Source organism: Dyella sp. OK584 (genome assembly GCF_057787755.1).
Map to the genome: position 1 here is coordinate 208,185 of NZ_CM173542.1, position 25,867 is coordinate 234,051.

At 63.9% G+C, this 25,867-nt stretch carries 20 protein-coding genes and 1 riboswitch; of the genes, 14 read left to right on the top strand and 6 right to left on the bottom strand.

Annotated elements, in window-relative coordinates:
* Positions 1 to 22 precede the first annotated feature (22 nt).
* A complete protein-coding gene (locus tag AC3CBN_RS00895; protein WP_488634952.1) occupies positions 23 to 445 on the top strand; it encodes a DNA polymerase III subunit chi in 423 nt (140 codons plus the stop codon).
* A gap of 163 nt (positions 446 to 608) precedes the next feature.
* On the opposite strand, the gene AC3CBN_RS00900 is transcribed toward AC3CBN_RS00895, so the two are convergent.
* A complete protein-coding gene (locus AC3CBN_RS00900; protein ID WP_488636634.1) occupies positions 609 to 4,166 on the bottom strand; it encodes a hybrid sensor histidine kinase/response regulator in 3,558 nt (1,185 codons plus the stop codon).
* A gap of 176 nt (positions 4,167 to 4,342) precedes the next feature.
* On the opposite strand from AC3CBN_RS00900, the gene AC3CBN_RS00905 reads away from it, so the two are divergent.
* The 3 genes from AC3CBN_RS00905 to AC3CBN_RS00915 are packed head-to-tail and all read left to right on the top strand — an operon-like array spanning position 4,343 to position 6,095.
* Complete coding sequence (locus AC3CBN_RS00905; protein ID WP_488634953.1) at positions 4,343 to 4,963, top strand: YceI family protein; 621 nt, start codon at positions 4,343 to 4,345, stop codon at positions 4,961 to 4,963.
* Positions 4,960 to 5,538, top strand: a complete 579-nt coding sequence (locus AC3CBN_RS00910; RefSeq protein ID WP_488634954.1) for a cytochrome b — start codon at positions 4,960 to 4,962, stop codon at positions 5,536 to 5,538. Before AC3CBN_RS00905 ends, AC3CBN_RS00910 begins: the two co-directional genes overlap by 4 nt.
* Positions 5,538 to 6,095: a YceI family protein gene (locus AC3CBN_RS00915; protein WP_488634955.1), complete on the top strand. Its 558-nt coding sequence runs from the start codon at positions 5,538 to 5,540 to the stop codon at positions 6,093 to 6,095. Before AC3CBN_RS00910 ends, AC3CBN_RS00915 begins: the two co-directional genes overlap by 1 nt.
* A gap of 91 nt (positions 6,096 to 6,186) precedes the next feature.
* On the opposite strand, the gene AC3CBN_RS00920 is transcribed toward AC3CBN_RS00915, so the two are convergent.
* Positions 6,187 to 6,420 carry a glutaredoxin family protein gene (locus AC3CBN_RS00920; protein WP_488634956.1) on the bottom strand — a complete coding sequence of 78 codons (234 nt, stop codon included), beginning with the start codon at positions 6,418 to 6,420 and terminating at the stop codon, positions 6,187 to 6,189.
* Between the two features lie 283 nt (positions 6,421 to 6,703).
* Between AC3CBN_RS00920 and AC3CBN_RS00925 the strand changes: the two genes are divergently transcribed.
* The 3 genes from AC3CBN_RS00925 (at position 6,704) to AC3CBN_RS00935 (ending at position 12,198) form a co-directional block, all read left to right on the top strand.
* Positions 6,704 to 8,788: a TonB-dependent siderophore receptor gene (locus AC3CBN_RS00925; RefSeq protein ID WP_488634957.1), complete on the top strand. Its 2,085-nt coding sequence runs from the start codon at positions 6,704 to 6,706 to the stop codon at positions 8,786 to 8,788.
* A 108-nt stretch (positions 8,789 to 8,896) separates the two neighbouring features.
* Positions 8,897 to 10,279: an L-serine ammonia-lyase gene (locus AC3CBN_RS00930; protein ID WP_488634958.1), complete on the top strand. Its 1,383-nt coding sequence runs from the start codon at positions 8,897 to 8,899 to the stop codon at positions 10,277 to 10,279.
* A 311-nt stretch (positions 10,280 to 10,590) separates the two neighbouring features.
* Positions 10,591 to 12,198 carry an APC family permease gene (locus AC3CBN_RS00935; RefSeq protein ID WP_488634959.1) on the top strand — a complete coding sequence of 536 codons (1,608 nt, stop codon included), beginning with the start codon at positions 10,591 to 10,593 and terminating at the stop codon, positions 12,196 to 12,198.
* Positions 12,199 to 12,273: 75 nt separating this feature from the next.
* Here the strand turns inward: AC3CBN_RS00935 and AC3CBN_RS00940 are convergent, their stop codons facing one another.
* From AC3CBN_RS00940 to AC3CBN_RS00955, 4 genes are all read right to left on the bottom strand, one after another.
* Positions 12,274 to 13,365 (bottom strand): homoserine dehydrogenase family protein, encoded by a 1,092-nt coding sequence (locus AC3CBN_RS00940; protein ID WP_488634960.1) that lies wholly within the window; start codon positions 13,363 to 13,365, stop codon positions 12,274 to 12,276.
* Positions 13,362 to 14,558 (bottom strand): cystathionine gamma-synthase, encoded by a 1,197-nt coding sequence (metB, locus tag AC3CBN_RS00945; RefSeq protein ID WP_488634961.1) that lies wholly within the window; start codon positions 14,556 to 14,558, stop codon positions 13,362 to 13,364. Before metB ends, AC3CBN_RS00940 begins: the two co-directional genes overlap by 4 nt.
* Positions 14,559 to 14,622: 64 nt before the next feature.
* Positions 14,623 to 15,651: a homoserine O-succinyltransferase MetX gene (gene metX / locus AC3CBN_RS00950; RefSeq protein WP_488634962.1), complete on the bottom strand. Its 1,029-nt coding sequence runs from the start codon at positions 15,649 to 15,651 to the stop codon at positions 14,623 to 14,625.
* 86 nt (positions 15,652 to 15,737) lie between these two features.
* A riboswitch (SAM riboswitch) is annotated at positions 15,738 to 15,855 on the bottom strand.
* A gap of 155 nt (positions 15,856 to 16,010) precedes the next feature.
* Positions 16,011 to 16,799: a hypothetical protein gene (locus AC3CBN_RS00955; RefSeq protein WP_488634963.1), complete on the bottom strand. Its 789-nt coding sequence runs from the start codon at positions 16,797 to 16,799 to the stop codon at positions 16,011 to 16,013.
* A 234-nt stretch (positions 16,800 to 17,033) separates the two neighbouring features.
* On the opposite strand from AC3CBN_RS00955, the gene AC3CBN_RS00960 reads away from it, so the two are divergent.
* The 7 genes from AC3CBN_RS00960 (at position 17,034) to AC3CBN_RS00990 (ending at position 25,866) form a co-directional block, all read left to right on the top strand.
* Positions 17,034 to 17,390 (top strand): DUF1304 domain-containing protein, encoded by a 357-nt coding sequence (locus tag AC3CBN_RS00960; RefSeq protein WP_488634964.1) that lies wholly within the window; start codon positions 17,034 to 17,036, stop codon positions 17,388 to 17,390.
* Between the two features lie 72 nt (positions 17,391 to 17,462).
* On the top strand, positions 17,463 to 18,131 hold the full coding sequence (locus AC3CBN_RS00965; RefSeq protein ID WP_488634965.1) for a M24 family metallopeptidase: 669 nt from the start codon (positions 17,463 to 17,465) through the stop codon (positions 18,129 to 18,131).
* A complete protein-coding gene (locus AC3CBN_RS00970; RefSeq protein WP_488634966.1) occupies positions 18,128 to 18,610 on the top strand; it encodes a hypothetical protein in 483 nt (160 codons plus the stop codon). The genes AC3CBN_RS00965 and AC3CBN_RS00970 overlap by 4 nt, the downstream gene beginning before the upstream one ends.
* A gap of 27 nt (positions 18,611 to 18,637) precedes the next feature.
* Positions 18,638 to 20,239 (top strand): peptide chain release factor 3, encoded by a 1,602-nt coding sequence (locus tag AC3CBN_RS00975; protein ID WP_488634967.1) that lies wholly within the window; start codon positions 18,638 to 18,640, stop codon positions 20,237 to 20,239.
* Positions 20,240 to 20,336: 97 nt separating this feature from the next.
* Positions 20,337 to 21,278 (top strand): CPBP family intramembrane glutamic endopeptidase, encoded by a 942-nt coding sequence (locus tag AC3CBN_RS00980; protein ID WP_488634968.1) that lies wholly within the window; start codon positions 20,337 to 20,339, stop codon positions 21,276 to 21,278.
* Positions 21,279 to 21,349: 71 nt separating this feature from the next.
* Positions 21,350 to 25,000, top strand: a complete 3,651-nt coding sequence (locus tag AC3CBN_RS00985) for a response regulator (RefSeq protein WP_488634969.1) — start codon at positions 21,350 to 21,352, stop codon at positions 24,998 to 25,000.
* Complete coding sequence (locus AC3CBN_RS00990; RefSeq protein WP_488634970.1) at positions 24,997 to 25,866, top strand: CheR family methyltransferase; 870 nt, start codon at positions 24,997 to 24,999, stop codon at positions 25,864 to 25,866. Before AC3CBN_RS00985 ends, AC3CBN_RS00990 begins: the two co-directional genes overlap by 4 nt.
* Position 25,867 lies beyond the last annotated feature (1 nt).

Below are 25,867 nucleotides of genomic sequence, written 5' to 3' on the forward strand. Positions count from 1 at the left end.
CGGACACCAAAGACTTCATGCCATGCCTCGTGCCGATTTCTATCTGATCGACAAGCCGCGCTTTCGCGAACAACCGCTGCTGCTGGTATGCGAGCTGACCAAGCGCGCGTTCGCCGCGCAGCAGCCTTTGCTGATTCTGGCGCGGGATTTCGCCCAGGCCGAAGCCATCGACGAGCTGCTGTGGGAGTTCGATGAGGACGGCTTCATTTCGCACCAGCTTGCGGGTGACGACGACGACGTGAACACGGCCGTGCTGATCGTGCCGCCCGGCATCGACACAGCGGACCGGCCCTTGCAGATCAACTTGCGCGAAGACTGCGCACCTGGCCGTTACGACCGAGTGCTGGAAGTGGTCGCTGCCGACCCGGCCGAGCGCGAGGGCTCTCGTACGCGCTGGGGCGAGTACAAGCGGCGCGGGTTCGAGGTGAACAAGTTCGACATGTGAGACGCGCGCCGCCTCTCACGTTTTTTTGCAGGAGCGCACCCTGTGCGCGACAAACCGACACGATTGCCGGTTTTGCCCGAAGGGCTAGGGCCAAGAATGGCCCGAGTGACAAGCCTATGGAACGGTAACGGCGTAACTCCGCGGTCGCGCAGAGTGTGCGCTCCTACAGGGCGGATTCGGTAGATGTCGCCAACTGCTCATTGAGCGCATCCAGCAGTTGCTCGCCGGTAAGTGGTTTGCGCAAGAAACCATCCATGCCCGCGTCACGCGCACGCGTTTCCTCGTCGCCACCCGAGCGCGCGGTGATCGCCACGATAGGTATGCGATGACCGGCCTCTTCCCGCTGGCGAATCAGCCGCGCGATCTGAAACCCATCGATGCCGGGCAGATCGAGATCCAGCAGGATCACATCGCAAGTCGACTGCGTGAGTTCCGCCAGCGCGGCGAGGCCATTGGCGACGTAGCGCACCTCGTGCCCCGCGCGCTCCAGCAGACCACGAATCACTGCTGCCACGATGGTGTCGTCTTCCACCAGCAGTACATGCAGTTGACGGGTGATCGCGCCTTCGGGGCGCATGGTCGTTGCAGCAGCGGGCTCCTGTGCCACCGGCAAAGGCAGTCGCACATGGAAGGTGCTGCCGAAGGCCACCTTGGATTCCAGTTCAATGCTGCCGCCCATCATCGCCACCAGCTCACGGCAGATGGCCAGGCCCAGGCCACTGCCGGCGCGACGCTGCGGTCCGGTGACCTGTTCGAAACGCTGGAACAGTCGCGCCTGGCTGGCCTCGGGAATACCGGGGCCGGTGTCGATGATGCTCAGGCGCAAGCCGTCCTCCGTGCGCCGCACGCGCAGCGTGACGCTGCCGCGCTCGGTGAATTTCAGCGCATTGTTGGCGAGGTTCAACAACACCTGCTTGATGCGTACCGCATCGCCGATCATGCGATGCGGCAGGTCTTTGGCAATGTCCAGTTCGAAGCGCAAACCCTTGGCGCGCGCCTGGCCCAACTCAAGATGCGCTACGTCTTCGACCAATGTCCGCGGATCGAACGGCGCGCTCTCCAGTTCTAGCTTGCCGGCCTCGATGCGCGCCAGATCCAGCGCGTCGTTGAGCAGCTTCAACAACATGCCGCCAGAACGCTGCATGGCTTCGGCGTAATCGCGCTGGGTGTGGCTCAGTGGCGTGCTGAGCAATAGCTCTGCCATGCCCATCACGCCGGTCATCGGCGTGCGTATTTCGTGGCTGAGCGTGGCGAGGAATTGAGTCTTCGCTGCACTCGCCTGCTCGGCCAGGCGACTGCGTTGCTCAGCCAGCTGGATCTGGTGCCGTTGTGCAAGACGGCGTCGCCACGCCTGCAGCGCCAACCACAACAACAGCACGGCAAGCAGCACGTAGCCGCACCAGGCCCACCAGCGCAGCCACGGCGGTGCCTGCACATGTATCTTCAGCGGCTGCTCCAGATGCGCCCAGGCACCATCCGCGCCGGCAGCCATCACATCCAGCGTGTAATCACCGCGTCCCAGACCGGCGAAATCGCGTTCGCCGCGGCTGCCGGTATCCACCCAGGCGGCATCCAGTCCCTGCAGGCGGAAGCGATAACGGTTGGCGGCCGGATCGACATACGAAAACACGCGCGTTTCGATATTGAGTCCGCTGTCCTGCCAGCCGAGGAACAGCTCGCCCGACGACGATACAGATAGACCCTGCAGCACGCCGTTGCGGCGAACGATGATGTGCGTGATCGCCACCGCCGGCGGCGAGACGCGCTCGTCCACGCGATTGGGATTGAAGCCCATCACGCCACCAAGCGTGGGCGCATAGATGGTTCCGTCGGCTGCACGACCGAAGCCGCGCAGGAATTCGCCGTTGCTCAAACCATCTTGCAAGCCCAATTCGCGGAAGCGGCCGCTGGCGGGATCAAAGCGCCACAGGCCATCGCGACCGAAAACCCACACGCGCTGGTGCTTGTCGACGGCGAGGTCGACCACGTTGATGGACGGCCATCCGCGGGTCGCATCGATCTTGCGATCCAGCACCAGGCCATCGCCTTCGTAGTGATAAAGCTCCAGGCCGTCCGGCCGCGCCAGCCACATGCCGTCGTCGGTGAAATCGAAGGCGTCCACCGCTTCGCCGTTGTCCACGCCCGGCACCGGCTCGAAATGGTCGTGCTTGCGATCAAGGCGCATCAGGCCGCCGTCGCTGGCGTAAAAAAACACACCTTGCCTGAGCGTGATCTGGCTGCCCCAACGGGCTTTCTCTTGCGTTGGGAGGACCGACACCGGCGTGACCTCCAGCGTGTCCTGGTCAACGCGGAACAGGCCCTCGCCGAACGTGCGCGCGTACAGCTTGCCGTCCGGGCCAAGCTCCACTTCCAGCGGATGCTTCATGCCCTGACTGCCCGCGGGCACCTGGTCGAGCTTGCCGTTGGCATAGCGGAACAGCGCGCCCTGCACGGTGATCCACAGGCGCGATTGCGCATCCTCGGTCATGCCCAGCACATCGCCGCGCAAGCCAGACAGTACGTGCTCGACTTTGCCAGTGACAGGATTCAACCGGTCCACGCGACCATTGCGCTCGCCCACCCAGATCGTGCTTTCGCTACCTCGGGCCACCGAATAGGCCACCGAGTCGCGCAGGCTGTTGTCATCGTCGGGAATGTGGGTGAAGCGGCTCACGCTGTTCCAGCCGGGGGCGAGATAACCCACGCCGCCATCGAACAGCGCGATCCATAGGCCGCCTTCGTTGTCCTGCTGGATCTGCCACACCCAGGTGCCCGGCAGGTTGCCGTGCAGTACCGGCTGGTTGGTCACCGCCTGGACCGGCGCGTCCTTGCCGTTCTGAAGGAACAGACCACGCTGGGTGCCAATCCACAGCCGCCCGGCGCGGTCGCGCATGCTGCTGAGCACGTTTGTCTCCGGCAGCTCGCCACGCCCGACCTGCCGCGCGACATCATTGCCGCTCACCACGAACAGACCACGCGACGAAGCAATGCGCACCTCGTCGCCATCACCCTCGATACGCCACGCATCCAGCGCCTGGCCCGACGCTTCGGGGCGGATGGGGTGGAACTCACCGGTGTCATCGCGCCGAAAAATGCCGTTGTCGCTACCCACCCACAACTGGCCTCGCGCATCCACGAACAGCGCGCCAACCGTACCCAGCGCAGCCGGGTCGACGCCGGTCACCACCACATGATCGAAGCCACGGCCATCCATGCGCATGCGGTCGAGGCCAACGGCAGTCCCGACCCAGACCGAACCGTCGCCGGTCTGCGCGATCGACCACGCCTTGTCGCTGGCGAGACTCGAAGGATCGTTCGGGTCGTGTCCCCAGTGACGAAACGTGCCGGAACGCTCGTCGTAGCGATTGAGCCCGGCCTCCAGCCCGGCCGCCCACAGGCGACCACCGCGATCGAACATCAGGGAGGAAATACCGTTGTTGGAGAGCGACTGCGAATCGCCCACCACATGACGAAATACCTTGAAGCTCACGCCGTCATAGCGAGCGATGCCGCTCTTGGTGCCGAACCACATGACACCATCGGGCGCCTGCACCACGGTATACACGCTGCTGCTCGGCAAGCCTTCGGCCGTACCGTAGCGACGGAACTGTGGCGTGGGCAGCGCCATGCCGGCCGGCGGTGGCGCGACGGGCGCAGCAGCCAGCGCGGACGTGGGCGAGCTTGCGAACAGGAAGGCGCTTAGCAGCAATGACGACAGCATGATCTCCCCCGAGAGTCGTTGGATCATGCCAGAGCCGTGATGTCAGAACGAGCGTGTCATGGCAACCGTTGGCCCGCCTGAGAGCATATACAGTCCGTGAAGACGTCATGACAGAAACAATCCGTTCCCAGGACGCCGCTGGCGTGCCCCGGGCGAATCGTCCAGACTTTGACCCTATGCGCAACTCACGCCTCTCCAGACGACTCCTGTTCGCCATGGCCTGTGCATGGCTGACCATGAGCGCAGCGCTGGCAGCACCAACCACCTATCGCTACGACACGACGCACAGCCAGATCCTCTTCAGCATCGACCACAACGGCTTCTCGCGCCCGTTTGGTCGCCTGCACATCGCGCAGGGCTGGCTGCGGTTTGATCCGAACGACTGGAGCCAATCCGCCACCGAGTTGGACATCGACCTGGCCAGCCTGGACATGGGCGATGCCGACTGGAATGCAGCCGTGCTCAAGCCAGCGTTCCTCGATGCGGAGAAGGCGCACTACGCACACTTCGTCAGCACTTCGGTGGAGCGCAAGGACGAGACGCATGGCGTACTGCATGGCAACCTCACCTTGCGCGGTGTGACGAAACCCGTGGAGCTCGCCTTCACCGTCAACCGCATCGGCGCCACCATTTACGGCATGCACACCACGGCGGGCTTCTCCGCCAATGTCATGCTCAACCGCGACGATTTCGGCATGACTTCCAACGCCAACTCGATTGGCCACGGCGTCAGCGTGTGGCTTGAACTGGAAGCCATCCAGGAAGACCAGAACAAATCCAACAAGGAGCAACAATGAGCTTGCGCAGCAACGATCGTCGATGGGGCTCGGTCGCTAAATTTTTTCACTGGATCACGGCGCTGCTGATCCTCGGAAACGGCATCTTCGGCCTGATGATGGATCTGGCCAGCTCGCCCATGCAGCAGATCAGCTGGTTGGCATTGCACAAGTCGATTGGTCTCACGGTGCTAGCGCTGTTCCTGCTGCGCATGCTGTGGCGCGTGGGCGACCGCCGGCCGGCCGAAGATTCCGCGCCGCGCTGGCAGCAACTGGCAGCGCATGTCGTCCATGCTTTCCTTTACCTACTGATTCTTGCGCTTCCACTGAGCGGCTGGTGGTTCAACTCGGTTGCCGGCAAGCCGCTGCAGTATTTCAAGATATTCAACCTGCCTGCGCTGAGCGCTGCGAATCCCGATATGCGGCGCTTCTCGCATGGCGTTCACGAGTACCTGTTCTGGTTCCTCGTGCTGGTGCTGGTGTTCCACGTGGGCGGCGCGCTGAAGCATCACCTGATCGATCGCGACAACACCTTGCTGCGCATGCTCCCCTTCCGTCGCCTGCGCAATGACGCCCCCTCCCAAGGAGAACGTTGATGAAACATCTCAAGCTCATCGCACCGCTGCTGCTCTCGCTTGCGTTGCCCGGTCTTGCCAGCGCTGCGGACTACACGGTGCAACCAGCCGGCAGCAAGCTCGGCTTTACCAGCAGCTTCCAGGGCCAATCGTTCGACGGCACGTTCGGCAAATGGACGGCCGCAATCAGTTATGACGCGACCAAACTCGCCGCTTCGAAGTTCGATGTGGACGTCGACCTCGCCAGCGTCAGGACCGGCGACAACGACCGCGACGGCGCACTGCCCGGCGCCGATTTCTTCAACGTGGCGAAGTTTCCCAAGGCGCATTTCGTCACCACCGCCTTCCGCCAGAACGGCGCGCAGGTCGTGGCCGACGGCAACCTCACGCTGCGCGGCGTGACCAAGCCGGTGAGCCTCAATGTGACGTTCAAGCCGCAGGGCACGGGCGCGACGCTCGACGTGACCGGCTCGGTGAAGCGCCTCGATTTCGGCGTAGGCGGCGGCGAATACGCCGATACCTCGGTGATCGGCGCAGATGTGAAGATCAATGCGCATCTGGTGCTTGCCGCCAAATAAGCGCCAGCCTCACCTGTAGGAGCGCACCCGGTGCGCGACCAGCCCGCGGAGCGGTACGCCGAAGCTCCGCGGTCGCGTACGGGGTGTGCTCCTACAGAGCCTTCGCAAGAAACTGGCGCACAGCCGCCGCATCGAACGGCCAATCGAGTTCGCGCCCATCATGGCTGTCGCGTAGCACAGGCACACGCACGCCATAAAGCACTTCCAACGCCTCGTCGTCATCGACCCACACGCTGTCGAAATCCGGCGCACGCGCCTCGGCCATCACGGCCAACGCCTGGTCGCACAGGTGGCAGTAGTCACGCTGGTAGAGCACGAGTCGCATAGGCATAGCCGGCGGAAGATAACCCACCGCTCGCCAACCCGCGACCTTTGAACGCCCAGCCGCCCGTGGCATCCGGGCAGGCTGGCAAAGTTAAATGATAATAACTATCATTTGCATGTGGGCCAGCCGCCGCTACCGCCCCCTGCGCGCATCGCCGTGCGGCGTCACTCCTCCAAAAACACACCAGGCCCTCCCGATGCCCTTTCACGCCTCGTTTCCGCGGCTGCGCCGACCTCTGTCCCGCAGCCTCGCGATCGCGCTATCTCTCGTCTGCCCGGCACCCATGCTCCATGCCGAGGATGTGCCTGATTCGGCCGACACCACCAAGGTGAAGAACCTCGAAGGCGTGCAGACCACCGCTACCGTGACGGGCGATGACGATTCCTACACCACCCGCGCCGCCTCCGGCGCCACCCGCCTGCCGCTGTCGCTGCGCGAGACGCCGCAGTCGATAAGTGTGGTGACGCGCGCGCAGATGGATGACTTCGGTCTCAACAACATCAATGCCGTGCTGGACAACACCACCGGCGTCAACGTCGAGCGCGTGGAAACCGACCGCACTTACTACAGCGCGCGCGGATTCGACATCACCAATTTCCTGGTCAATGGCGTGGGCCTGCCTTTCGCCAATGGCCAGCAGGAAGGCGACATCGATACCGCCATCTACGAGCGCGTGGAGGTATTGCGCGGCGCCAACGGTCTGCTCTCGTTCACCGGCAACCCGTCGGCCACCGTCAACTTCGTGCGCAAGCAACCCACTGCGGATTTTCAAGGCAACGTGGGCGTAACCGTGGGAAGTTGGGACAATCGCCGTCTGGACGTCGATCTGTCTGGACCGCTGAATGATTCGCGCAGTGTGCGTGGACGACTGGTGGCCGCCGACCAGGACATCGACAGTTATCTGGATCGCTACAACCTGCGCAAGCAGGTGCTCTCCGGCATCGTCGACGCCGACCTCGGCAGCAGCACGCTGCTCACGGCCGGCATCACCTATCAGAAGAACAAATCGCACGGCGGCATGTGGGGCGCGCTGCCGCTGTACAACACCGATGGCACACCGACGGACTACGACCGCTCCACCAGCACATCGGCCGACTGGTCGTACTGGAACATCGCCGATACGCGCACCTTCCTCGAACTCACCCAGGAACTGGGCAACGAGTGGCGCCTGAAGGCCGCGCTCAACTACCGGCGCATCGCCGAGGACAGCAACCTGTTCTACGTATACGGCACGCCCGATGCGCAGACGGGACTGGGCCTGTTCTCCTATCCCTCCACCTATAACAGCACCGAGAAGCAGTACGTGGCCGATCTGTACGCCACCGGCCCGTTCAATCTCGCTGGCCGCCGTCACGAGCTGGTGTTGGGTGCGAACTGGGCCAAGGACGACGTGCACCAACTTTCCGGCTACGGCGAAGGCATCGGCACACCGCTGCCGCCGCTCACCGAGTGGACCGGTGACTATCCGATACCTCCGTTCAATGCCTATTACGGCAGCGGCGACTTCCACATCAAGCGCCAGAGTCTCTACGCCACTGCGCGCTGGAGCCTGGCCGATCCGCTCACGCTGATCACCGGCGCCAGCCTTGTGCATATCGAGCAGAACGGTGTGAATTACGGCGTGCCGAGCAACTACGACAAGACAAACACGACGCCATTCGTGGGTCTCGTATACGACTTCTCGGTGCACTACTCGCTGTATGCCAGTTACGCGAAGCTGTTCAACCCGCAGACGCAGACGGACATCAACAACAAGGTGCTCGATCCGGTCACCGGCGCCAACCTGGAAGCCGGCATCAAGGGCGAGTGGTATGACGGCCGCCTCAATGCGTCGTTCGCGCTGTTTCGCTCGCGACAAGACGGCCTGGCGGAATACGCCGGCCACAACCTCGCCACCAATCAGGACTACTACCGCGGCATCGACGCCACCGCCAAAGGCTACGAGTTCGACGTGAGCGGACAGCTCACCGACAACTGGCAGATGAGCGGCGGCTACACCCAGCTGGGTATCGTCGATCCGGATGGCAACAACGTGCGCACCTATGTGCCGCGTCGCACCTTCCGCCTGTCCACCAGCTATCGCGTGCCGGTCATCAACGGCCTCAGGCTCGGCGCCACGTTGCGCTGGCAGGATCGCATCTATCGCGACCAGCAGGCCGTGGCACTCGATGGCAGCGAGATCTTCACGAGCCAGGGTTCGTACGCCGTACTGGGCTTGATGGCCGGCTACGACTTCGGCCAGCACTGGAGCACCACGCTCAACCTCGACAACGCCACCAACCGCAAGGTCATCGCCAGCCTGTACTGGGCGCAGGGTTTCTACTCGGCACCGCGCAGCTACATGTTGAATGTGAAATACAGGTTCTGACGAAGCCGGGCCATACGCCCACGCACTGAATGCAACGCTGCGGCGCGGCAAGCGCCGCGTCGCAGCCCGCGTAGAATAGGCGGCTCCCCCGCCCACTTTGCGACACTCATGGCTGTCAGCGTATTTGACCTGTTCAAGATCGGCATCGGTCCGTCCTCCTCGCACACCGTTGGTCCCATGCGCGCCGCCGCGCGTTTTGCCGAGCGCTGGCTGGAAGAAAAAGGCGTGCTGGATCGCGTGGCACGCGTGCGCGCCGAACTGTACGGCTCGCTCGCCTTGACGGGCCGCGGCCACGGCACCGACAAGGCGGTGCTGCTGGGCTTCGAAGGCGCACACCCCGATACGGTCGACCCCGACCACATTCCCGAGACGCTTTCGCGCATCCGCAAAACGCATTGCCTGAGCGTGTTGGGCAAGCATGAAATCGAGTTCGACGAAAAGCGCGACCTCGTCTTCAACAAGCGCCAGAAGCTGCCGTTCCACACCAACGGCATGCGCTTCTCCGCGTATGACGCGGAAGGCCACGAGCTGGCCACGCGCGACTATTACTCCGTGGGCGGCGGTTTCGTGGTGAACCACGACGAGGCAGCCGAAGACCGCATCGTGGCCGACACCACTGAGCAGCCCTATCCATTTTCCACCGGCGACCAGATGCTCGCCCTGTGTGAGAAGCACAACCTCACCATCGCCCAGCTGATGATGGAAAACGAAAAGGTGTGGCGCAGCGCAGAGGAAACGCGCGCCGGCCTGCTGATCATCTGGAAAGCCATGCAGGATTGCGTCAACCGCGGCCTGCGCTCGCCCGGCGTACTGCCCGGCGGCCTCAAGGTCACGCGCCGCGCACCGGGGATGGCCGCCGAGTTGCGCAACGAGCCGGAAGCCGCGCTCAAGGATCCGTTGACCATTCTCGACTGGGTGAATCTCTACGCTCTTGCAGTGAATGAAGAGAACGCTGCTGGCGGACGCGTAGTCACGGCGCCGACCAACGGCGCCGCCGGCATCGTGCCGGCCGTGCTGCACTACTACGACCGCTTCTGCCCGAAATCGGACGAGAACGGCATCATCGATTTCATGCTTACTGCCGCTGCCATTGGCATCCTCTACAAGGAAAACGCCTCGATCTCGGGCGCCGAAGTGGGCTGCCAGGGCGAGGTGGGCGTGGCCTGCTCGATGGCCGCAGGTGGTCTCACCGCCGCGCTGGGCGGCAACGTGCTGCAGGTGGAGAACGCCGCCGAAATCGGCATGGAACACAACCTCGGTCTCACCTGCGACCCGATCGGCGGCCTGGTGCAGATTCCGTGCATCGAGCGCAACGCGATGGGTTCAGTGAAAGCCATCAACGCCAGTCGCATGGCACTCAGGAGCGACGGCAAGCATCGCGTATCGCTGGACAAGGTGATCGCCACCATGCGCGAAACCGGGCGCGACATGAAGGACAAGTACAAGGAAACGTCGCGCGGTGGTTTGGCGGTGAATGTGATCGAGTGCTGATGCCGGCCTTGCTCCTTCTCCCCTCCGGGGAGAAGGACGGGATGAGGGGCCAGTCTTGCGATACCCCTGCTTCCGTGCCTGCTCTGTAGCAACCTTCCCGCGAGCACCCGCCCCTCACCTCAATCCTCTCCCCGAAGGGGGGAGGAAGCTCAGCACCTCGCACTTTCCACAACCGATTCAACCACCTGCCTGCTGCGCCGCGCCATGGGCCATGACTCAGGGCGGGCTGACAGCGGACTGACGGGTCTGTCATCATCCGCCCCTTATGTCGCCCGGGTGGCGGCCCGCGATCTACAGACCTAGGGACCCGCATGTCTCAATCCCCCATCCGCCGCGATGTCGGCCCGTTTGCCCTGATGCTTACCGGCCTGGGCTCGATCATCGGCTCCGGCTGGCTGTTTGGCGCATGGAAGGCCGCCGGCCTGGCAGGCCCCGGCGCCGTCTGGGCCTGGGTGCTCGGCGCGGCCATCATCATGACAATCGCACTGACCTACGCCGAGCTGGGCGCCATGTTCCCGGAGTCGGGCGGCATGGTGCGCTACAGCCACTACTCGCACGGTTCGTTGGTCGGCTTCATCGGCGCCTGGGCCAACTGGATCGCCATTGTGTCGGTGATTCCGGTGGAGGCCGAGGCCTCCGTGCAGTACATGGCCTCGTGGCCGTGGCAGTGGGCGCATGACCTATACATCCACATGCCCGACGGCCATGGCGAGCTGAGCGAGATCGGCCTCGGCATCGCCGCCGTGCTGGTGATCATCTACTTCCTGCTCAACTTCTGGAGCGTGAAGCTGTTTGCGCGCTCCAACACCGCCATCACCGTGTTCAAGCTGGTGGTGCCGGCCGCCACCGGCCTGGCGCTGATCGCCAGCGGCTTCCACACCGAGAACTTCTCGGTGGGCATTCATGGCGATGCGCATGCCATGGATTTCGCCGCCGTGCTCACGGCCGTGGCGACCGCCGGCATCGTCTTCAGCTTCAACGGCTTCCAAAGCCCGGTGAACCTCGCCGGCGAAGCGCACAACCCCGGCAAGAGCATTCCGTTCGCGGTGATCGGCTCGATCCTGCTGGCCACGGTGGTCTACATCATTCTGCAGGTGGCCTACATCGGCGCGGTGCCGCCGGAGATGCTCGCCAAGGCCGGCTGGCACGGCATCGATTTCCGCTCACCGTTCGCGGAGCTGGCCATCATCGTCAACCTGCACTGGCTGGCCATGCTGCTCTACGTGGATGCTTTCATCAGCCCCAGCGGCACCGGCATGACCTATACCGCCACCACTGCCCGCATGATCTACGGCATGGAGCGCAACGGTACGTTGCCGAAGATCCTGGGTCGCGTGCATTCAAAGTGGGGCGTGCCGCGTCCGGCGATGTGGTTCAACCTAGCCGTGTCGTTCTTGTTTCTGTTCAAATTCCGCGGCTGGGGCACGCTGGCGGCGGTGATCTCGGTAGCCACGATCATTTCGTACCTCACCGGCCCGGTGAGCGCGATGACGCTGCGCCGCACCGCACCTGAAATGCATCGCCCGTTGCGCATCACCGGCCTGCCGCTGCTCGCCGGCGTCGCCTTCATCATGGCCACCGAGCTGCTGTACTGGGCCAGGTGGCCGCTGACCGGCGAAATCATCCTGCTGATGGTGGTGGCGCTGCCGGTGTACTTGTACTACCAGGCCAAAGCCGGCTGGCACGACTTCGCACGCCAGATGAAGGGCGCGTGGTGGCTGGTGGTCTACCTCCCCGTTATCGCCGCGATCTCGTGGGCTGGCAGCGCCCAGTTCGGCGGCAAGGACTACCTGCCCTACGGCTGGGATCTAGTGGTGGTCGCCGTGATGGGCCTGGTGTTTTATGTGTGGGGCGTGAAGTCCGGCTGGCGCACGCCGTCGGTGGAAGAGGCACTGGCCAATCCCACGCGGCACGACTGAACGGGTTGGACAAGGCTCATAGAAAAACGCGCGGTGACGAGCCGCGCGTTTTTTGTTGCCGTCTTCGCCGCGTGCTCAGCTCAGTGACAACGCGAGCACATCCCCCAGCAACGCCTGCGCCGTCACCTCGGGCCCAGCGCCCGGCCCCTGGATCACCAGCGGCTGGGTGTTGTAGCGGGTGGTGCTGAGAGCGAACTGGTTATCGGTGCCGTACAGCCGCGTGGCCGGATGATTGGCCGGCACTTCGACCAGGCCGACGCGCGCGCGACCACGTTGGTTGAGGCGCGCGAGAAAACGCAACGCGCCACCGCGTGCCTTCGCTTCCGCATGACGGGTGGCCAGCGGTTCGTCCAACTCCTCCAGGCGCGACAGGAACGTTTCCACGCTCACTCCCCGCAGACTTTCCGGCACCAGGCTTTCCACTTCCACTTCATCCGGGCGCAGCGCGAAGCCGGCGCAGCGAGCCAGGATCAACAGCTTGCGGGCCACGTCTTCGCCGGAAAGATCGTTGCGCGGATCGGGCTCGGTGTAACCAAGTTCTCGGGCGCGAAGCAGCAACGCGGAGAACGGCTGGCTTCCGTCGTACTGGTTGAACAGGTAGGACAGCGAGCCGGAGAACACGCCTTCGAGCGTGAGCAGTGCGTCGCCGCAATGACACAGGCGGCGCAGCGTGGAAATCACTGGCAGGCCCGCGCCCACTGTGGCCGAGTCGCCATAGCGGCCGCCTTGTGCCAAGGCGGCCTGCAGCGTGCGCCAGCCCGGCAGATCGCCACCGGCCAGCGACTTGTTGGCAGTCACCACGTGATAGCCGCGCGCCAGCCAATCAGCGTGACGTGCGGCGAGCGTGCCACAGGCGGTCGCATCGACGATCACCTTCACCGTCGCGTCGCTCGCATCGAGCGCACCGAGCAGTGCCGCATCATCGCGCGGATCGCCATGACTCTTGAGCCTCTCGCGCAATGCGCGATCGGCCAACTGTTCGACATGGGTTTGTTGCCGCCGCGAATTGGCTGCGCCCACGAGGCGGATGGAAGCGGCGGCCGGCGTGTTGAGCAGCTTGAGGAAGGCGCCCCCAACCACGCCCGTGCCCAATAGCACCGTGGCGATGCGCGATGACGCCCGCGGTTTCGATGCGCTTGCCGGCTCCGCCGCGAGCACGGCGTTCATGCGCTCACCCGACGTTTGCCGTCGCCGGCGCTTTCGGCGCGAGCAAGTGCGGCATCGAGATCGCGCAGCAAGTCATCGCCATCCTCGATGCCCACGGACAGGCGCAGCAGGCTGTCGGCAATGCCGGCAGCACGGCGCGCTTCAGGCGCCATCGATGCATGAGTCATGGAGGCCGGGTGCGCGATCAGGCTCTCCACACCGCCCAGCGACTCCGCCAGGGAGAAATAACGCAGGCCATCGACGAACGCTTCGATGTTCGACACATCGCCTTCGAGTTCGAAGCTCAGCATGGCGCCGAAGCCAAGTTGCTGGCGTGCGGCCAGCGCGTGACCGACATGGCTCTCCAGCCCCGGATAGTAGACCTTGCGTACAGCCGTATGGCCGTCCAGACGTTCGGCGATGCGCACCGCGCTCTCCTGGTGCTGGCGCAGACGCACGCTCAAGGTGCGCAAGCCGCGCAGCGTGAGGAAGCTGTCGAACGGCGCGCCCGTGAGGCCGTTGCAATTGCCCCACCACTTGAGTTGCTCGGCGATGGCCGGATCACGCGCCACCACCGCACCACCCACCACGTCGCTATGACCGTTGATGTACTTGGTGGTCGAGTGCACTACCACGTCCGCGCCCAGCGTCAGCGGCTGCTGCAACGCGGGCGAAAGGAACGTGTTGTCCACCACCACCAGCGCACCCACGGCGTGCGCCGCCTGTGCCACGTGGCGAATATCGGTGATGCGTAGCAGTGGATTGGATGGCGTCTCCACCCACACCAGCGCCGGCTTCTCGGCGAGACCTTCGGCGAGGACGTGACTGTTGGTGAGATCGACGAAACGCACCTGGAAGCGGCCTTTCTTCGCCCACGCATCGAACAGGCGCCAGGTGCCGCCGTAACAATCGTGCGCAGCGAGCACCAACGCGCCGGCTGGCACCAGCTCCAGTGCCAGCGCCACTGCGGCCATGCCGCTGGCGGTCACCACCGCGCCAGCACCCTGCTCAAGCTCTGCCAGCGCATCGCCCAGCAAGTCCCGCGTGGGATTGCCGCTGCGCGAGTAGTCGTAGGCGCGCTTGCCGCCCAGGCCATCGAACGCGTAGTTGGTCGACAGGTGCAGCGGCGGCACCACGGCGCCGTGCTGCGTGTCCGATTCAATGCCGGCGCGCACGGCGCGGGTGCTGGTACAGGGGGCGGCGGTCTCGCTCATGGTGAATCTCCGTGCGTCTTGCTCTGCCCAGGAACAATGACCGGGGCAATGGATGGATATCGGGTCAACAACCGGCCAGCGCTTCACGCAACAGCGGCGCGAGGCGGTCGGTTTCCTTGAGGAAGGCGTCATGGCCGTAGGGCGACTCGACCACTTCCAGCGTGGCCGGACCATGCAGGCGGCGCTGCAGCTCGCACAGGTCGGCCAGCGGCACCAGGCGGTCAGACGGAAAGCCGATCAGCGTGGCGGGCGCGGCGACCTGTTCCGGCGTCACATCGTGCAGATCAATCGATTCGGACAGCGCGAGGAAACGCTCCACATCGAAGCGCTCGACGAAACGGCGACCGGCGTGTTCGAGATAATCCTCGACCGGGAAATGGAAGCGGCCATCGCGGAATTCCGGCGCGGCATTGAAGCGGCGGGCAAATTCCTCGCTGCCGCGATAGGTGGTCATGGCCAACTGGCGTGCCAGTGCCAGCGCCTGTTCGGGCTGGCCGCAGTCCAGGCCAAGGCGCACGATGCCGCGCTGCACCGAGCGCTGCGCCGTCGCCAACGGATGCGGGCGGTGTGCGCCCGCCAGCAACACCAGCCGGCCCAGCGCATAGGGATGCCGGGCAGCGAAGGCCAGCGCAGCCATGGCGCCGTAGGACGAACCGATGAAGGCATGCACGCGGCCGATGCCCAGCGCCTCGACCAGCGCGGCCAGCGCGTCAGCCTGGTCTTCGCTGGACACCGCCTGGACGCCGGACAGGTCAGCCGGGGTCAGCCAGTCGATGGAGAGCACGCGGTAACGGTCCAGATCGAGCGGTAGCCCGGTGCCGATCTGCGCCTGCCACCAGCCCGGGGCCGCCTCGCCGTCGAGTGCCACCACATCGCGGGTGGCCGAGATGCCGCCCTGCACGATGACGGTGGGCGCATCGGGCGCACCGCACCACAGGTAGCGCACATCGACCTCGCAGGGCGCGCTGCCGTACTTGGGGGTGAGCGTGAGGCGGCGCGTGCAGCGCTGGGTGGTGAGATCTGGCCGCATGGCGCCAGCGACCGCAGCAGAGGCGGACACGGCGGGAGGAACGGGTTGCGGCTGGCTGGACATCTTGGCTCTTCTCCGGTCGGCATCGACCTGCGGACCGGAGATGAGAGCAATGCACGACCGGCCAAAGGCGCGGCGGTGCTTATCTGCCCTCATCTCGCGGCTTGCGCCTTATGGCGCTACCGCAGGAATTGGCACCGTTGCGGAACTGTTCCGCAGGTTGCCCCGGCTTCAAAGGGCCTGTCCCTCCGCCGGTCTCGATGAGTAAGGCAGAATCTATAGACAGCGGAAACGCATGTCAATAGACGTCTAAACGTCTAGGCGCCCAGATTTCGTTTCATTCGTCACTAATGTCCGATGCCTTGCGAACGCACAGAGAGAAAACGCCCGGACCATGCCGCGATCCGGGCGCTGTTCGCGCGCTACTGCTTCATCGCTACGAAGGACATGCTGCGATCATGAAGCTTGTCTTCGTAGACCACGTTCATCGTCTTGCCATCAGCGGCCACGGTCGACTTGATCACGCTGATCACCTTGCCATCACGCTTGTCGGTTTCCACCATGGACATCTTGCCGGTCTGCTTGACGGCCACCGTGGTAACACCGGGATCACCCTTGTAGGGCGCTTCGGTACCGTCCGTTTTCGCTTCATAGGACTGCCCTGTCGGCGACGTCATGCTGAGCTTGCCGCCCTCCTCCTTGTAGGTGAGCATGGTGGCGTTGTCGGACATGCTGGCCATGTTGACGGTCACCCATGAGCCGGACATGGCGTGCGATCCGGCTGGCCCCGCGGCTACTTTCTTCAGCTCACCATTACCGGTAACGGGCGCGCCGTTCGAGTTGCTGCTGTCCGAGAATTCGAAATGGCCCGTTTTGCCATCCGGCGCTATCGTGGTGGTGGATGTGGCGACGACCTTGCCGCCCTTCTTGTCCGTCTCCTTGACGGTATGGGCATCCACCACCTGGATGGCCATCGAATCGAAGTAGGGGTGCCCCGTGACCGATTGGTCCTGCCCGTCTGCCTTGATGCTGACAGGTGGCACGCAGGTCTTGCAGTCATACATGCCGTTCTCAAGCACAAGCACATCGGGCTTCTTGGGCATCTGCACCTTGCTCATGTCGATCTTCCATGTGCCGTCGAAAGCGCTCTGCGCTGCCGCGCACACAGGACAAAGCAGGGCCAGCAAAGCCAGGCTCAGTAACTTCTTCATGGTTGCAACTCCCCGGAGATTGAGTGTGGCCAGGCATTGCCCATTGCCCCCGGTGGACCTCGCTGTCACCCGAGCATGCTTCCCTTCCAACCCAGCTCTTGGACCCTACGCCCGGGCACACCCTCCATCCATCAGCTGAAAGTGCTAGCCACCAAACAGCTTCTCGCCGTGGGTTTGCGACACCGCGCGGGGGCTGCAACACTGCATGCCGACATCCACACCCCCTTGGTACCCATGTCCATCGCCGCGCAGATCGTCGTCGCCCTGGTTGCACTCCTGCACCTTTGGTTCCTGATCCTGGAAATGTTCCTGTGGGATCGACCTGCCGGTCGTCGCGCCTTCGGCTTGACCCAGGAATTCGCCACGCAGTCGAAGGTGCTGGCCGCCAATCAGGGGCTCTACAACGGTTTCCTTGCCGCCGGGTTGTTCTGGGGTCTGTGGCTGGGGCCCAACGGCACCGACATCAAGCTGTTCTTCCTCGGTTGCGTACTGATCGCCGGCGTTTTCGGCGGCCTTACCGCGTCCCGCAAGGTGCTGTGGATCCAGGCGCTTCCCGCTCTGATCGGCCTGGTGCTGGTTGCCCTCTCCTGAAGCCGACGGCGCCTGCACCCTAAATCGCGCTGTGCCATGCTTTGCTTTCCCATCGGGACAACGGACAGATCCATGAACCCCATTCCGCAGGAAGCGGTCGGCGGCCGCTTCGATCCAGAACTGATGCAGCACGCGCGCGAACGTAGCTGGGCCGCGCTGCAAGGCATTCGCGAACGCATGAAGCCCGGCATCAGCGAGGACGAGGCGAAAGCCGCCGCAGCCGAGGTCTTCCGCGAACTGGGCATGGAGCGCCTGTGGCATCCGGTGATCATCCGCATCGGGCCAAACACCACCAGGACCTATCGGGAGCGCTCCGACGACAGCGTGCGGCTGGGCGTCAACGACATCTACTTCGTGGACCTGGGGCTGGTATTTGCCGGCCACGAAGGCGATGTGGGCGATACGTTCGTGACAGGTGATGCGCCTGAGCTGCATGCCTGCGCAGACGCTGCGCGCGAGCTGTTTCGCCTTACCGCCGATGCCTGGCGCCAGCGCGGACTCAGTGGCGAGGCGCTCTACGCCTTTGCCGAAGAGCAGGCGCGGGCCATGGGCTGGCGCCTCAATCACGAGATCAAGGGTCATCGCGTCTGCGACTTCCCTCATTCGGTACACAAGGCTGGCGACCTGGGCGAACTGGGCGACAAGCCGTCGAGTGGCCTGTGGATCCTGGAGATCCAGATTGCCCATCCAACCGAGCCCTACGGCGCGTTCTACGAGGATCTGTTGACGGTGCCGGCATGACGGTTGCGCGTTGGTTGGCAAGCCTGCGCTTCCAGCTTTCCGTTGCCATGATGACTGCGTTGTTGTTTCTGGCCTGCCTGATGCTGCCGGCGGTACAGCTCAATGCCCGGCCACTGCCCACCGATTCGATCGCCCTGCTCACCGTGGGCTGGGGCGGCCTGATCAGCGGCCAATGCACGTGGCTGGCCAACCCGGCGATGATCGCTGGCGTCGTATTGCTTTGGCGGGGGCACGTGATACTGCCGCCGCTGGCAAGCCTGGCAGCACTGGCGTTGATCGGATGGGCGGCGACCCAGGGCACGCCCATGCCCGAGCCCCGCGGAGGCATGCAGACCGTCAGCACCTATCTGGCCGGGTATTGGTTATGGGTGACCAGCGCCGCCGTGCTGCTCACGGGATCGTCCTTGCGCTGGCTCGCCAGCCGCGCGGTCCCGCTGGAAGGGGGCCGCCGGCCAGCCGGGAGATCCAAGCTACAATAGGCGGTTCGCAATCCCGAAACCGCCCCCATGTCCACGCATCTCGCCGAAACCCGCCGCCGCCGCACCTTCGCCATCGTCAGCCACCCTGACGCGGGCAAGACCACGCTGACCGAAAAGCTGCTGCTGTTCGGCGGCGCGATCCAGATGGCCGGCTCGGTGAAGGGCCGCAAGGCCGCGCGCCATGCCACTTCCGACTGGATGGCGCTGGAAAAAGAGCGTGGCATCTCGGTGACCTCGTCGGTGATGCAGTTCCCGTACGAAGGCCGCATCGTCAACCTGCTCGATACGCCAGGCCACGCGGACTTCTCCGAAGACACCTACCGCGTGCTCACGGCGGTGGACTCCGCGCTGATGGTGATCGACTGCGCCAAGGGCGTGGAAGAACGCACCATCAAGCTGATGGAGGTGTGCCGCCTGCGCGACACGCCGATCATGACTTTCATCAACAAGCTCGACCGCGAAGGCCGCTCGCCGATCGACCTGCTGGACGAGGTGGAGTCCGTGCTGGGCATCGCCTGTGCGCCAGTTACCTGGCCGATTGGCATGGGCAAGCGCCTCAAGGGCGTGTATCACCTGTTGCTCGACGAAGTGCACGTGTTCGAACAGGGCAAGAACTTCACGCGCCAGGACTCGACCATCTTCAAGGGACTCAATGCCCCTGGCCTGGCCGAGATGATCGGTGCCGAGGCGCTGGCCGAGCTGCGCGACGAACTGGAACTGGTGCAGGGCGCTTCGCATCCGTTCGACCTCGATCTTTACCTCGCCGGCAAACTCACGCCGGTGTTCTTCGGCTCGGCCGTAAACAACTTCGGCGTGCAGCTGTTGCTGGATTTCTTCGTCGAGCATGCGCCGTCGCCGCGTTCGCGCGCCACGCTCACGCGCAACGTGAAACCGGAGGAAGAACAGCTCACCGGCTTCGTGTTCAAGATCCAGGCGAACATGGACCCGGCGCACCGCGACCGCATCGCGTTCATGCGTGTGTGCTCGGGCACCTATACCGCCGGCATGAAGATGGTGCAGACGCGCACCGGCAAGGACGTGCGCATCGCCAATGCACTCACCTTCATGGCCAGCGACCGCGAAATCGTGGAAAGCGCCTATCCCGGCGACGTCATTGGCCTTCACAACCACGGCACCATCGGCATCGGCGACACCTTCTCCGAAGGAGACATGGTGAGCTTCACCGGCATCCCCAACTTCGCGCCCGAACTGTTCCGCCGTGCGCGCCTGCGCGATCCGCTGAAGATGAAGGCGCTACAAAAGGGCCTGGCGCAGTTGTCGGAGGAAGGCGCCACTCAGTTCTTCCGCCCGCTGATGAGCAACGACCTCATTCTCGGCGCGGTCGGCGTGCTGCAGTTCGACGTGGTGGCCTATCGCCTGAAGGACGAATACAGCGTGGACTCAAGCTTCGAGACGGTGGGTGTCGTCACCGCACGCTGGATCCATTGCGACGATCCGAAGAAGCTTGAGGAATTCCGCGAGAAGAACGCCAACAACCTCGGCATCGATGCCGCCGGCGAGCTGGTGTATCTCGCGCCGTCGCGTGTGAATCTGCAGCTGGCGCAGGAGCGCTGGCCGCAGGTGCGGTTCTCCGCCACGCGCGAGCACGCTACTTCCGTCGGTCTCTGAGGATTCGGTCGCGCACCAGGTGCGCGACCAGCCCCGTCGCCACTGTAAGACCCGCCCGCTGCACTGCTACGCTCCAGCCTCCAACCGGGGGAATTGCATGCAAGCTGGACAGATCGCCTTCACCACGCCCACCTCCGCCACGCCATGGCAGCGCTGGATGGTGTTCTCCCCCATCGCGCGCATCGTGTTCTTCATTGCGCTGATGTTCGTGTTGTACAAGCTCACGTCCATGACCGTGGTCGGCCTCGGCATCATGGGCAAAGGCGTGGCCCCGGCGATACGAGCGCTGGGCATCCTGGCGATATCGCTGGTGCCGGCGGTAATCAGCTACATCATGCTGGTGAAAGCCGTCGAGCGACGAACCATGCGCGAGTTCGCGCTGCGCGATCTGGCCACGCTCGGTATCGCCGGCCTGCTGCTCGGCGTCGTGCTGTTCAGTGCCGTCGTGCTCGTGCTGTGGCTGGCCGGTAGTTACCACGTCACCGGCACCAACCCTGATGTGAACTGGCTGCCCGCGGTGCTGGTCGTGGGCGTGGGTGCTGGCGTCGCCGAGGAGATCATGACCCGCGGCGTACTGTTCCGCATCGTCGAGGAAGGCCTGGGCACCTGGTGGGCCTTGGCGATCTCCGCGCTGTTCTTCGGAGCCGCGCACATCTTCAATCCCGGCGCCACGCTGTGGAGTTCGCTGGCCATCGCCATCGAAGCGGGTGTGCTGCTCGCCCTGCTCTTTCACGTGACCCGCTCGCTGTGGCCCTGCATTGGCCTGCATGCGGCGTGGAACGTGACGCAGGGCACAGTATTTGGCATCCCCGTTTCGGGCGCCGAGGCGCATGGCTGGCTGATCTCCAACCGCACCGGCCCGGATTGGCTCAGCGGCGGCGTGTTTGGCGCGGAAGCCTCGGTGGTGGCACTGATCCTTTGCTCGTGCTGCTCGGCGTTGCTGCTCATCATCGCGCTGCGTCGCAACTCCATCGTGAAGGCGGCCTGGCGCCGCCGGGCTGAGTCCGGCGTGAGTGATGTAGCTACCCCCGTCGGGTAACTGCGGATAATCTGGCCGGGCCCGCTACGGCCCGGCAGGATGCCAAGGCCATCACGACTGACGACTGACGCATGGCAACCACTCAAAGCAGATATTCCTGGCTCGCGCATCAGCCGATGCAGCGGAAAATCCTGATCGCGATCGGCGCCCTGCTCCTGCTGTTCATGATCTCCGGCGTGGTAACGCTGCAAACGATTTCCCGCCAGAACTCAAGCTGGCATTGGACGCGCCATACCTACGAAGTCAAGCTGAAGCTGGCTGACACCGTGCGCTCGTTGCAGGCAAGCCAGCTTGCCGCGCGAGGCTACCTGCTTACGCTGCAGTCTTCGGATCTGGCCACTTTCCATCAAGCCAACCACGACCTCAATAAAGACATTGGCCAGCTACGCCAGCTGACCACGGACAATCCCTTGCAGCAGGCGCGCATCGATCAGTTGCAGGCGCTGGGCGCGAAATGGCAACAGGAGATAGCCAGCAAGGGGATTGACGTCGTGAAGGACATCACGACCACAGACCCCGCGGCGGCCGCTCTTGAGCGCGAGCACATCTACGCTGCCTATCTGAATCAGCGAGCGGTACGCGTCAGCGATCTGCTTGGCCTGATCAAGCAGATGGACGATACCGAGACTGCGCTGCTCGACCAGCGCGAAGCAGCCCAAAACCGGGACGTTCTGGAAGTACAGATCGTCACCTGGATCGCCGTGCTGCTCAGCCTTCTGCTGGGCATATCGGTCATCGTGATGACGTTCCGCCTGATCACCCGCCCGATCCGGCGCATGACTGACCTGATGACACGCCTGGCCGCGCACGATCACACGGTGGAAATCCGCCAGCTCGAACGCCGCGACGAGATCGGTGAAATCGCTCGCGCACTACAGGTGTTCAAGCAGATGGCGATCGAAACCAGCGCGCAGACCTGGGTGAAGACCCATGTGTCGCAAATTGCTGGTGAGCTGCAGGCGGTGAATGACGAGCACGAATTTGCCGAGCGTCTCACCGGCTCGCTGGTGCCGCTGTTGAAGGGTGGCGTCGGCGTGCTTTATCTCTACGATGAAAGCGATCGCAGCCTGCTGCTGGAAGGCAGCTATGGCTACCAGCAACGCCGTCATCTCAGCACGCACTACGCCCTGGGCGAAGGCCTGGTGGGCCAATGTGCGGTGGAACGCAAGCCGATCACCCTGCGGGACGTACCCGACGACTACGTGCGCATTCACTCCGGCACCGGCGAAGCTGCGCCGAGCAACATCATCGTGCTGCCGTTGCTGTTGCGCGACAAGCTGCTCGGCGTGCTGGAACTCGCCAGTTTCCACCATCTCACCGAATCGCAGGAGCGCTTGCTCAGCGAGCTGCTGCCCATCGCCTCGCTGTCGCTGGAAAACCTGAGCCGCGCGATCCGCACCGAAAGCCTGCTCAAGCGCACCAGCGAGCAGGCCGACGAACTGCGCGTCTCGGAAGATGCCTTGCGGCGCCAGCAACAGGACCTGCAGGCCACCAACGAAGCACTCAACGCCAGAACCTTCGAGCTGCAGGAACAATCGCAGCGGCTGCTCGCCTCGGAGGAAGAATTGCGCGTACAGACCGAAGAGCTGCAGGCGTCCAACGAAGAGCTTCGCCAGAAGACCGATACGCTCAACCAGCAGAAGCGCGTGCTGGAAACCCTGCAGCGCGAAACGCAGGAGAAAGCCGAGGAACTGGCGCGCGCGAGCCAGTACAAGTCGGAATTTCTCGCCAACATGTCGCACGAGCTGCGCACCCCGCTTAACAGCCTGCTGATCCTGTCGCGAAGCCTTGCCGACAATCGCGAGGGCAACCTCGATGCCGACCAGATCGAGTCGGCGCGCATCATCCACGACTCGGGCTCCAACCTGCTGCGATTGATCAACGACATCCTCGACCTGTCCAAGGTGGAGGCCGGCAAGATGGAGCTGGTGCTGGACGATTTTCAGCTGGCGGACCTGGAACGGGTGCTCAAGCGCACATTCGGCCACGTCGCGCAGGACAAGCAGCTGGGCTTCCAGATCGATATCGATCCCGAACTGCCTCTCGCCGTTCGGACGGATGCCTCCAAGCTTGAGCAGGTCGCCAACAACCTGATCGGCAATGCATTCAAGTTTACTCATCAGGGCTCGGTGAACGTGCACATCGGTCGCCCCTCCGCGGCCATTGCGCTCCCAGAGGCCCTGCGTGGCAAGGACGTCATCGCCATCGCCGTCAGCGACACCGGCATCGGTATTCCGCAGGAGAAGGCGCTGAAGATCTTCAACGCCTTCGAACAGGTGGACGCCAGCACGAGCCGGCAATATGGCGGCACCGGACTGGGCCTGGCCATTTCCAAGCGCATTGTGGAGCTGCTGGACGGCGATATCGTCGTGCATAGCGACGTGGGCCACGGCAGCACGTTCACCATCCTGCTTCCGCAGCATGGCCCCGAGGGCGGCGAGGTGAGTCCGTCGTCCGCTGCTGCAGTCCAACCCGCCACTGCGCGCCTCGTGTCTTCTGCGGGACTGTTGCCAGAAACCATTGATGACGATCGCGGCAGCATCTCGCCTGCCGATACCGTGATCCTCATCATCGAAGACGATCCGGTCTTTGCACGCATCCTTGCCGACATGGTTCACCGCAAGGGTTATCGCGTGCTGGCTGCGGTGGATGGCGAATCGGGACTGCAACTCGCCCTGCGTTATCGCCCCACCGGCATTCTGCTTGACGTGATGCTGCCTGGCATGGACGGCTGGACCGTGATCGCGCGCCTCAAGGAAAGTGCGGTGACGCGTCATGTGCCGGTGCATTTCATTTCGGCCGTCGACGAAGCCAACCGCGGTCTTGAGCTGGGTGCTGTCGGCTTCCTCACCAAGCCGGTCAGTCGCGAAGCCATCAGCGGCGCATTCGACCGCCTGCTGCATTTCGCCGAAGGCCACATGCGCCACCTGCTGGTAGTGGATGACGATGCCGATTCTCGCGCTGCGCTGCGTACGCTGCTGCGCCATGACGACGTGACCATCGACGAAGTCGGCAGCGCCGAAGACGCTTTGCAGCGCATGGCCGACGCTTCGTATGACTGCATCGTGCTCGATCTCGGCCTGCCCGGCATGTCCGGCATGGAGTTCCTGGAGCAGCTGTCCTCCGCGGGGCGCATTCCGCCGGTGGTGGTCTATTCGGGCCGCGAACTGAGCCGCGAAGAAAGCCTCAAGCTGCGCCAATACACCGACAGCATCGTGATCAAGGGCGCCCGCTCACCGGAGCGTCTGATGGACGAAGTGAGCCTGTTTCTGCATAGCATCCAAGGTGGTCGCAAACATACGCCAGGCGTTGCGCCATCGTCGCCAGCCGTACCGGCCGGTGGCGAGTTGCGCGATCGCAAGGTGCTGCTTGTCGACGATGACATGCGCAACCTGTTTGCGCTGTCAAAGGTACTGCGCGGCTGGGGTATGCAGGTGGCGATGGCACAGGACGGCCAGAAGGCACTCAAGGCGCTGTCGGACCATGACGACGTCGAGCTGGTGCTGATGGATGTGATGATGCCGGTGATGGATGGCTACGACACCATTCGCGAGGTTCGCGCGCAACCGCGCCTGGCCAAGCTGCCGATCATCGCGCTTACCGCGAAGGCGATGCGCGGCGATCGCGAGAAGTGCCTTGAGGCCGGGGCCAACGATTACCTGTCCAAGCCCATCGACATCGACAAGCTGTCATCGATGATGCGCGTGTGGCTGCATCGATGAGCGAACCGGCCAGCCACGCGCCGGCGATGGACACCGCCCTTGAGGACATCGAGGTCGAGCTGTTCGTGCGCGCGCTCAAGCTGCGCCACGGCTATGACTTCAGCCAGTACGCACCGGCCTCGCTGAAGCGTCGCGTGTTGCAGCTGGCGCACGCACAGCAGTCGGGCACGGTAAGTGCGCTGACCGGTCGCCTGCTGCACGATCCGGATTTTTTGCCGGTGGTGCTGGAAGGCTTGTCGGTACCGGTGTCGGAGATGTTCCGTGATCCGGACGTGTTCCGCACGCTGCGCGAAAAAGTGTTTCCGTTGCTCGCTTCCTATCCCCAGATCAACATTTGGCAGGCCGGCTGCGCGCATGGGCAAGAGGTGTACTCGCTGGCCATCCTGCTCGAAGAAGCCGGCCTGTACGACCGCACGCAGATCTACGCCACCGACTTTAGCGAAAGCGCTATCAGCCACGCACAGGAAGGCATCTACCCCGCGAAGGACGCGCAGCTGTGGTCGCGCAACTACCTTGCCGCTGGCGGCAGCCAGACGCTGGCTGACTACTACAGCGCGCGCTACGAACTGATCAAGCTTGACCAGCGGCTGCGTCGTAACGTGATCTTCGCCAACCACAATCTCGTCACCGACGAAGTGTTCTGCGAAGCCCACCTGGTGCTTTGCCGCAACGTGCTGATCTATTTTTCCGATCCGCTGCAGGACCGCACGCTGGCGCTCTTTCGCGACAGCCTCGTCCGTGGCGGTTTCCTGTGCCTGGGGACGCGAGAGAGCCTTGACTTCGCGCCATCGGCCGCTGACTTCATGCCCATCGATGGTGCCCGGCGCATCTATCGACTGGGATCGCGCACCGCCACGCAGGACTGAC

Coding starts and splice junctions, on each gene's coding strand:
- AC3CBN_RS00980 (WP_488634968.1), top strand. CDS start 20,337: ATGCAAGCTGGACAGATCGCCTTCACCACGCCCACCTCCGCCACGCCA.
- AC3CBN_RS00990 (WP_488634970.1), top strand. CDS start 24,997: ATGAGCGAACCGGCCAGCCACGCGCCGGCGATGGACACCGCCCTTGAG.
- AC3CBN_RS00895 (WP_488634952.1), top strand. CDS start 23: ATGCCTCGTGCCGATTTCTATCTGATCGACAAGCCGCGCTTTCGCGAA.
- AC3CBN_RS00975 (WP_488634967.1), top strand. CDS start 18,638: ATGTCCACGCATCTCGCCGAAACCCGCCGCCGCCGCACCTTCGCCATC.
- AC3CBN_RS00925 (WP_488634957.1), top strand. CDS start 6,704: ATGCTCCATGCCGAGGATGTGCCTGATTCGGCCGACACCACCAAGGTG.
- AC3CBN_RS00940 (WP_488634960.1), bottom strand. CDS start 13,365: ATGAACGCCGTGCTCGCGGCGGAGCCGGCAAGCGCATCGAAACCGCGG.
- AC3CBN_RS00930 (WP_488634958.1), top strand. CDS start 8,897: ATGGCTGTCAGCGTATTTGACCTGTTCAAGATCGGCATCGGTCCGTCC.
- AC3CBN_RS00960 (WP_488634964.1), top strand. CDS start 17,034: ATGTCCATCGCCGCGCAGATCGTCGTCGCCCTGGTTGCACTCCTGCAC.
- AC3CBN_RS00965 (WP_488634965.1), top strand. CDS start 17,463: ATGAACCCCATTCCGCAGGAAGCGGTCGGCGGCCGCTTCGATCCAGAA.
- AC3CBN_RS00905 (WP_488634953.1), top strand. CDS start 4,343: ATGCGCAACTCACGCCTCTCCAGACGACTCCTGTTCGCCATGGCCTGT.
- AC3CBN_RS00935 (WP_488634959.1), top strand. CDS start 10,591: ATGTCTCAATCCCCCATCCGCCGCGATGTCGGCCCGTTTGCCCTGATG.
- metX (WP_488634962.1), bottom strand. CDS start 15,651: ATGTCCAGCCAGCCGCAACCCGTTCCTCCCGCCGTGTCCGCCTCTGCT.
- AC3CBN_RS00915 (WP_488634955.1), top strand. CDS start 5,538: ATGAAACATCTCAAGCTCATCGCACCGCTGCTGCTCTCGCTTGCGTTG.
- AC3CBN_RS00985 (WP_488634969.1), top strand. CDS start 21,350: ATGGCAACCACTCAAAGCAGATATTCCTGGCTCGCGCATCAGCCGATG.
- AC3CBN_RS00955 (WP_488634963.1), bottom strand. CDS start 16,799: ATGAAGAAGTTACTGAGCCTGGCTTTGCTGGCCCTGCTTTGTCCTGTG.
- metB (WP_488634961.1), bottom strand. CDS start 14,558: ATGAGCGAGACCGCCGCCCCCTGTACCAGCACCCGCGCCGTGCGCGCC.
- AC3CBN_RS00920 (WP_488634956.1), bottom strand. CDS start 6,420: ATGCGACTCGTGCTCTACCAGCGTGACTACTGCCACCTGTGCGACCAG.
- AC3CBN_RS00900 (WP_488636634.1), bottom strand. CDS start 4,166: ATGCTGTCGTCATTGCTGCTAAGCGCCTTCCTGTTCGCAAGCTCGCCC.
- AC3CBN_RS00970 (WP_488634966.1), top strand. CDS start 18,128: ATGACGGTTGCGCGTTGGTTGGCAAGCCTGCGCTTCCAGCTTTCCGTT.
- AC3CBN_RS00910 (WP_488634954.1), top strand. CDS start 4,960: ATGAGCTTGCGCAGCAACGATCGTCGATGGGGCTCGGTCGCTAAATTT.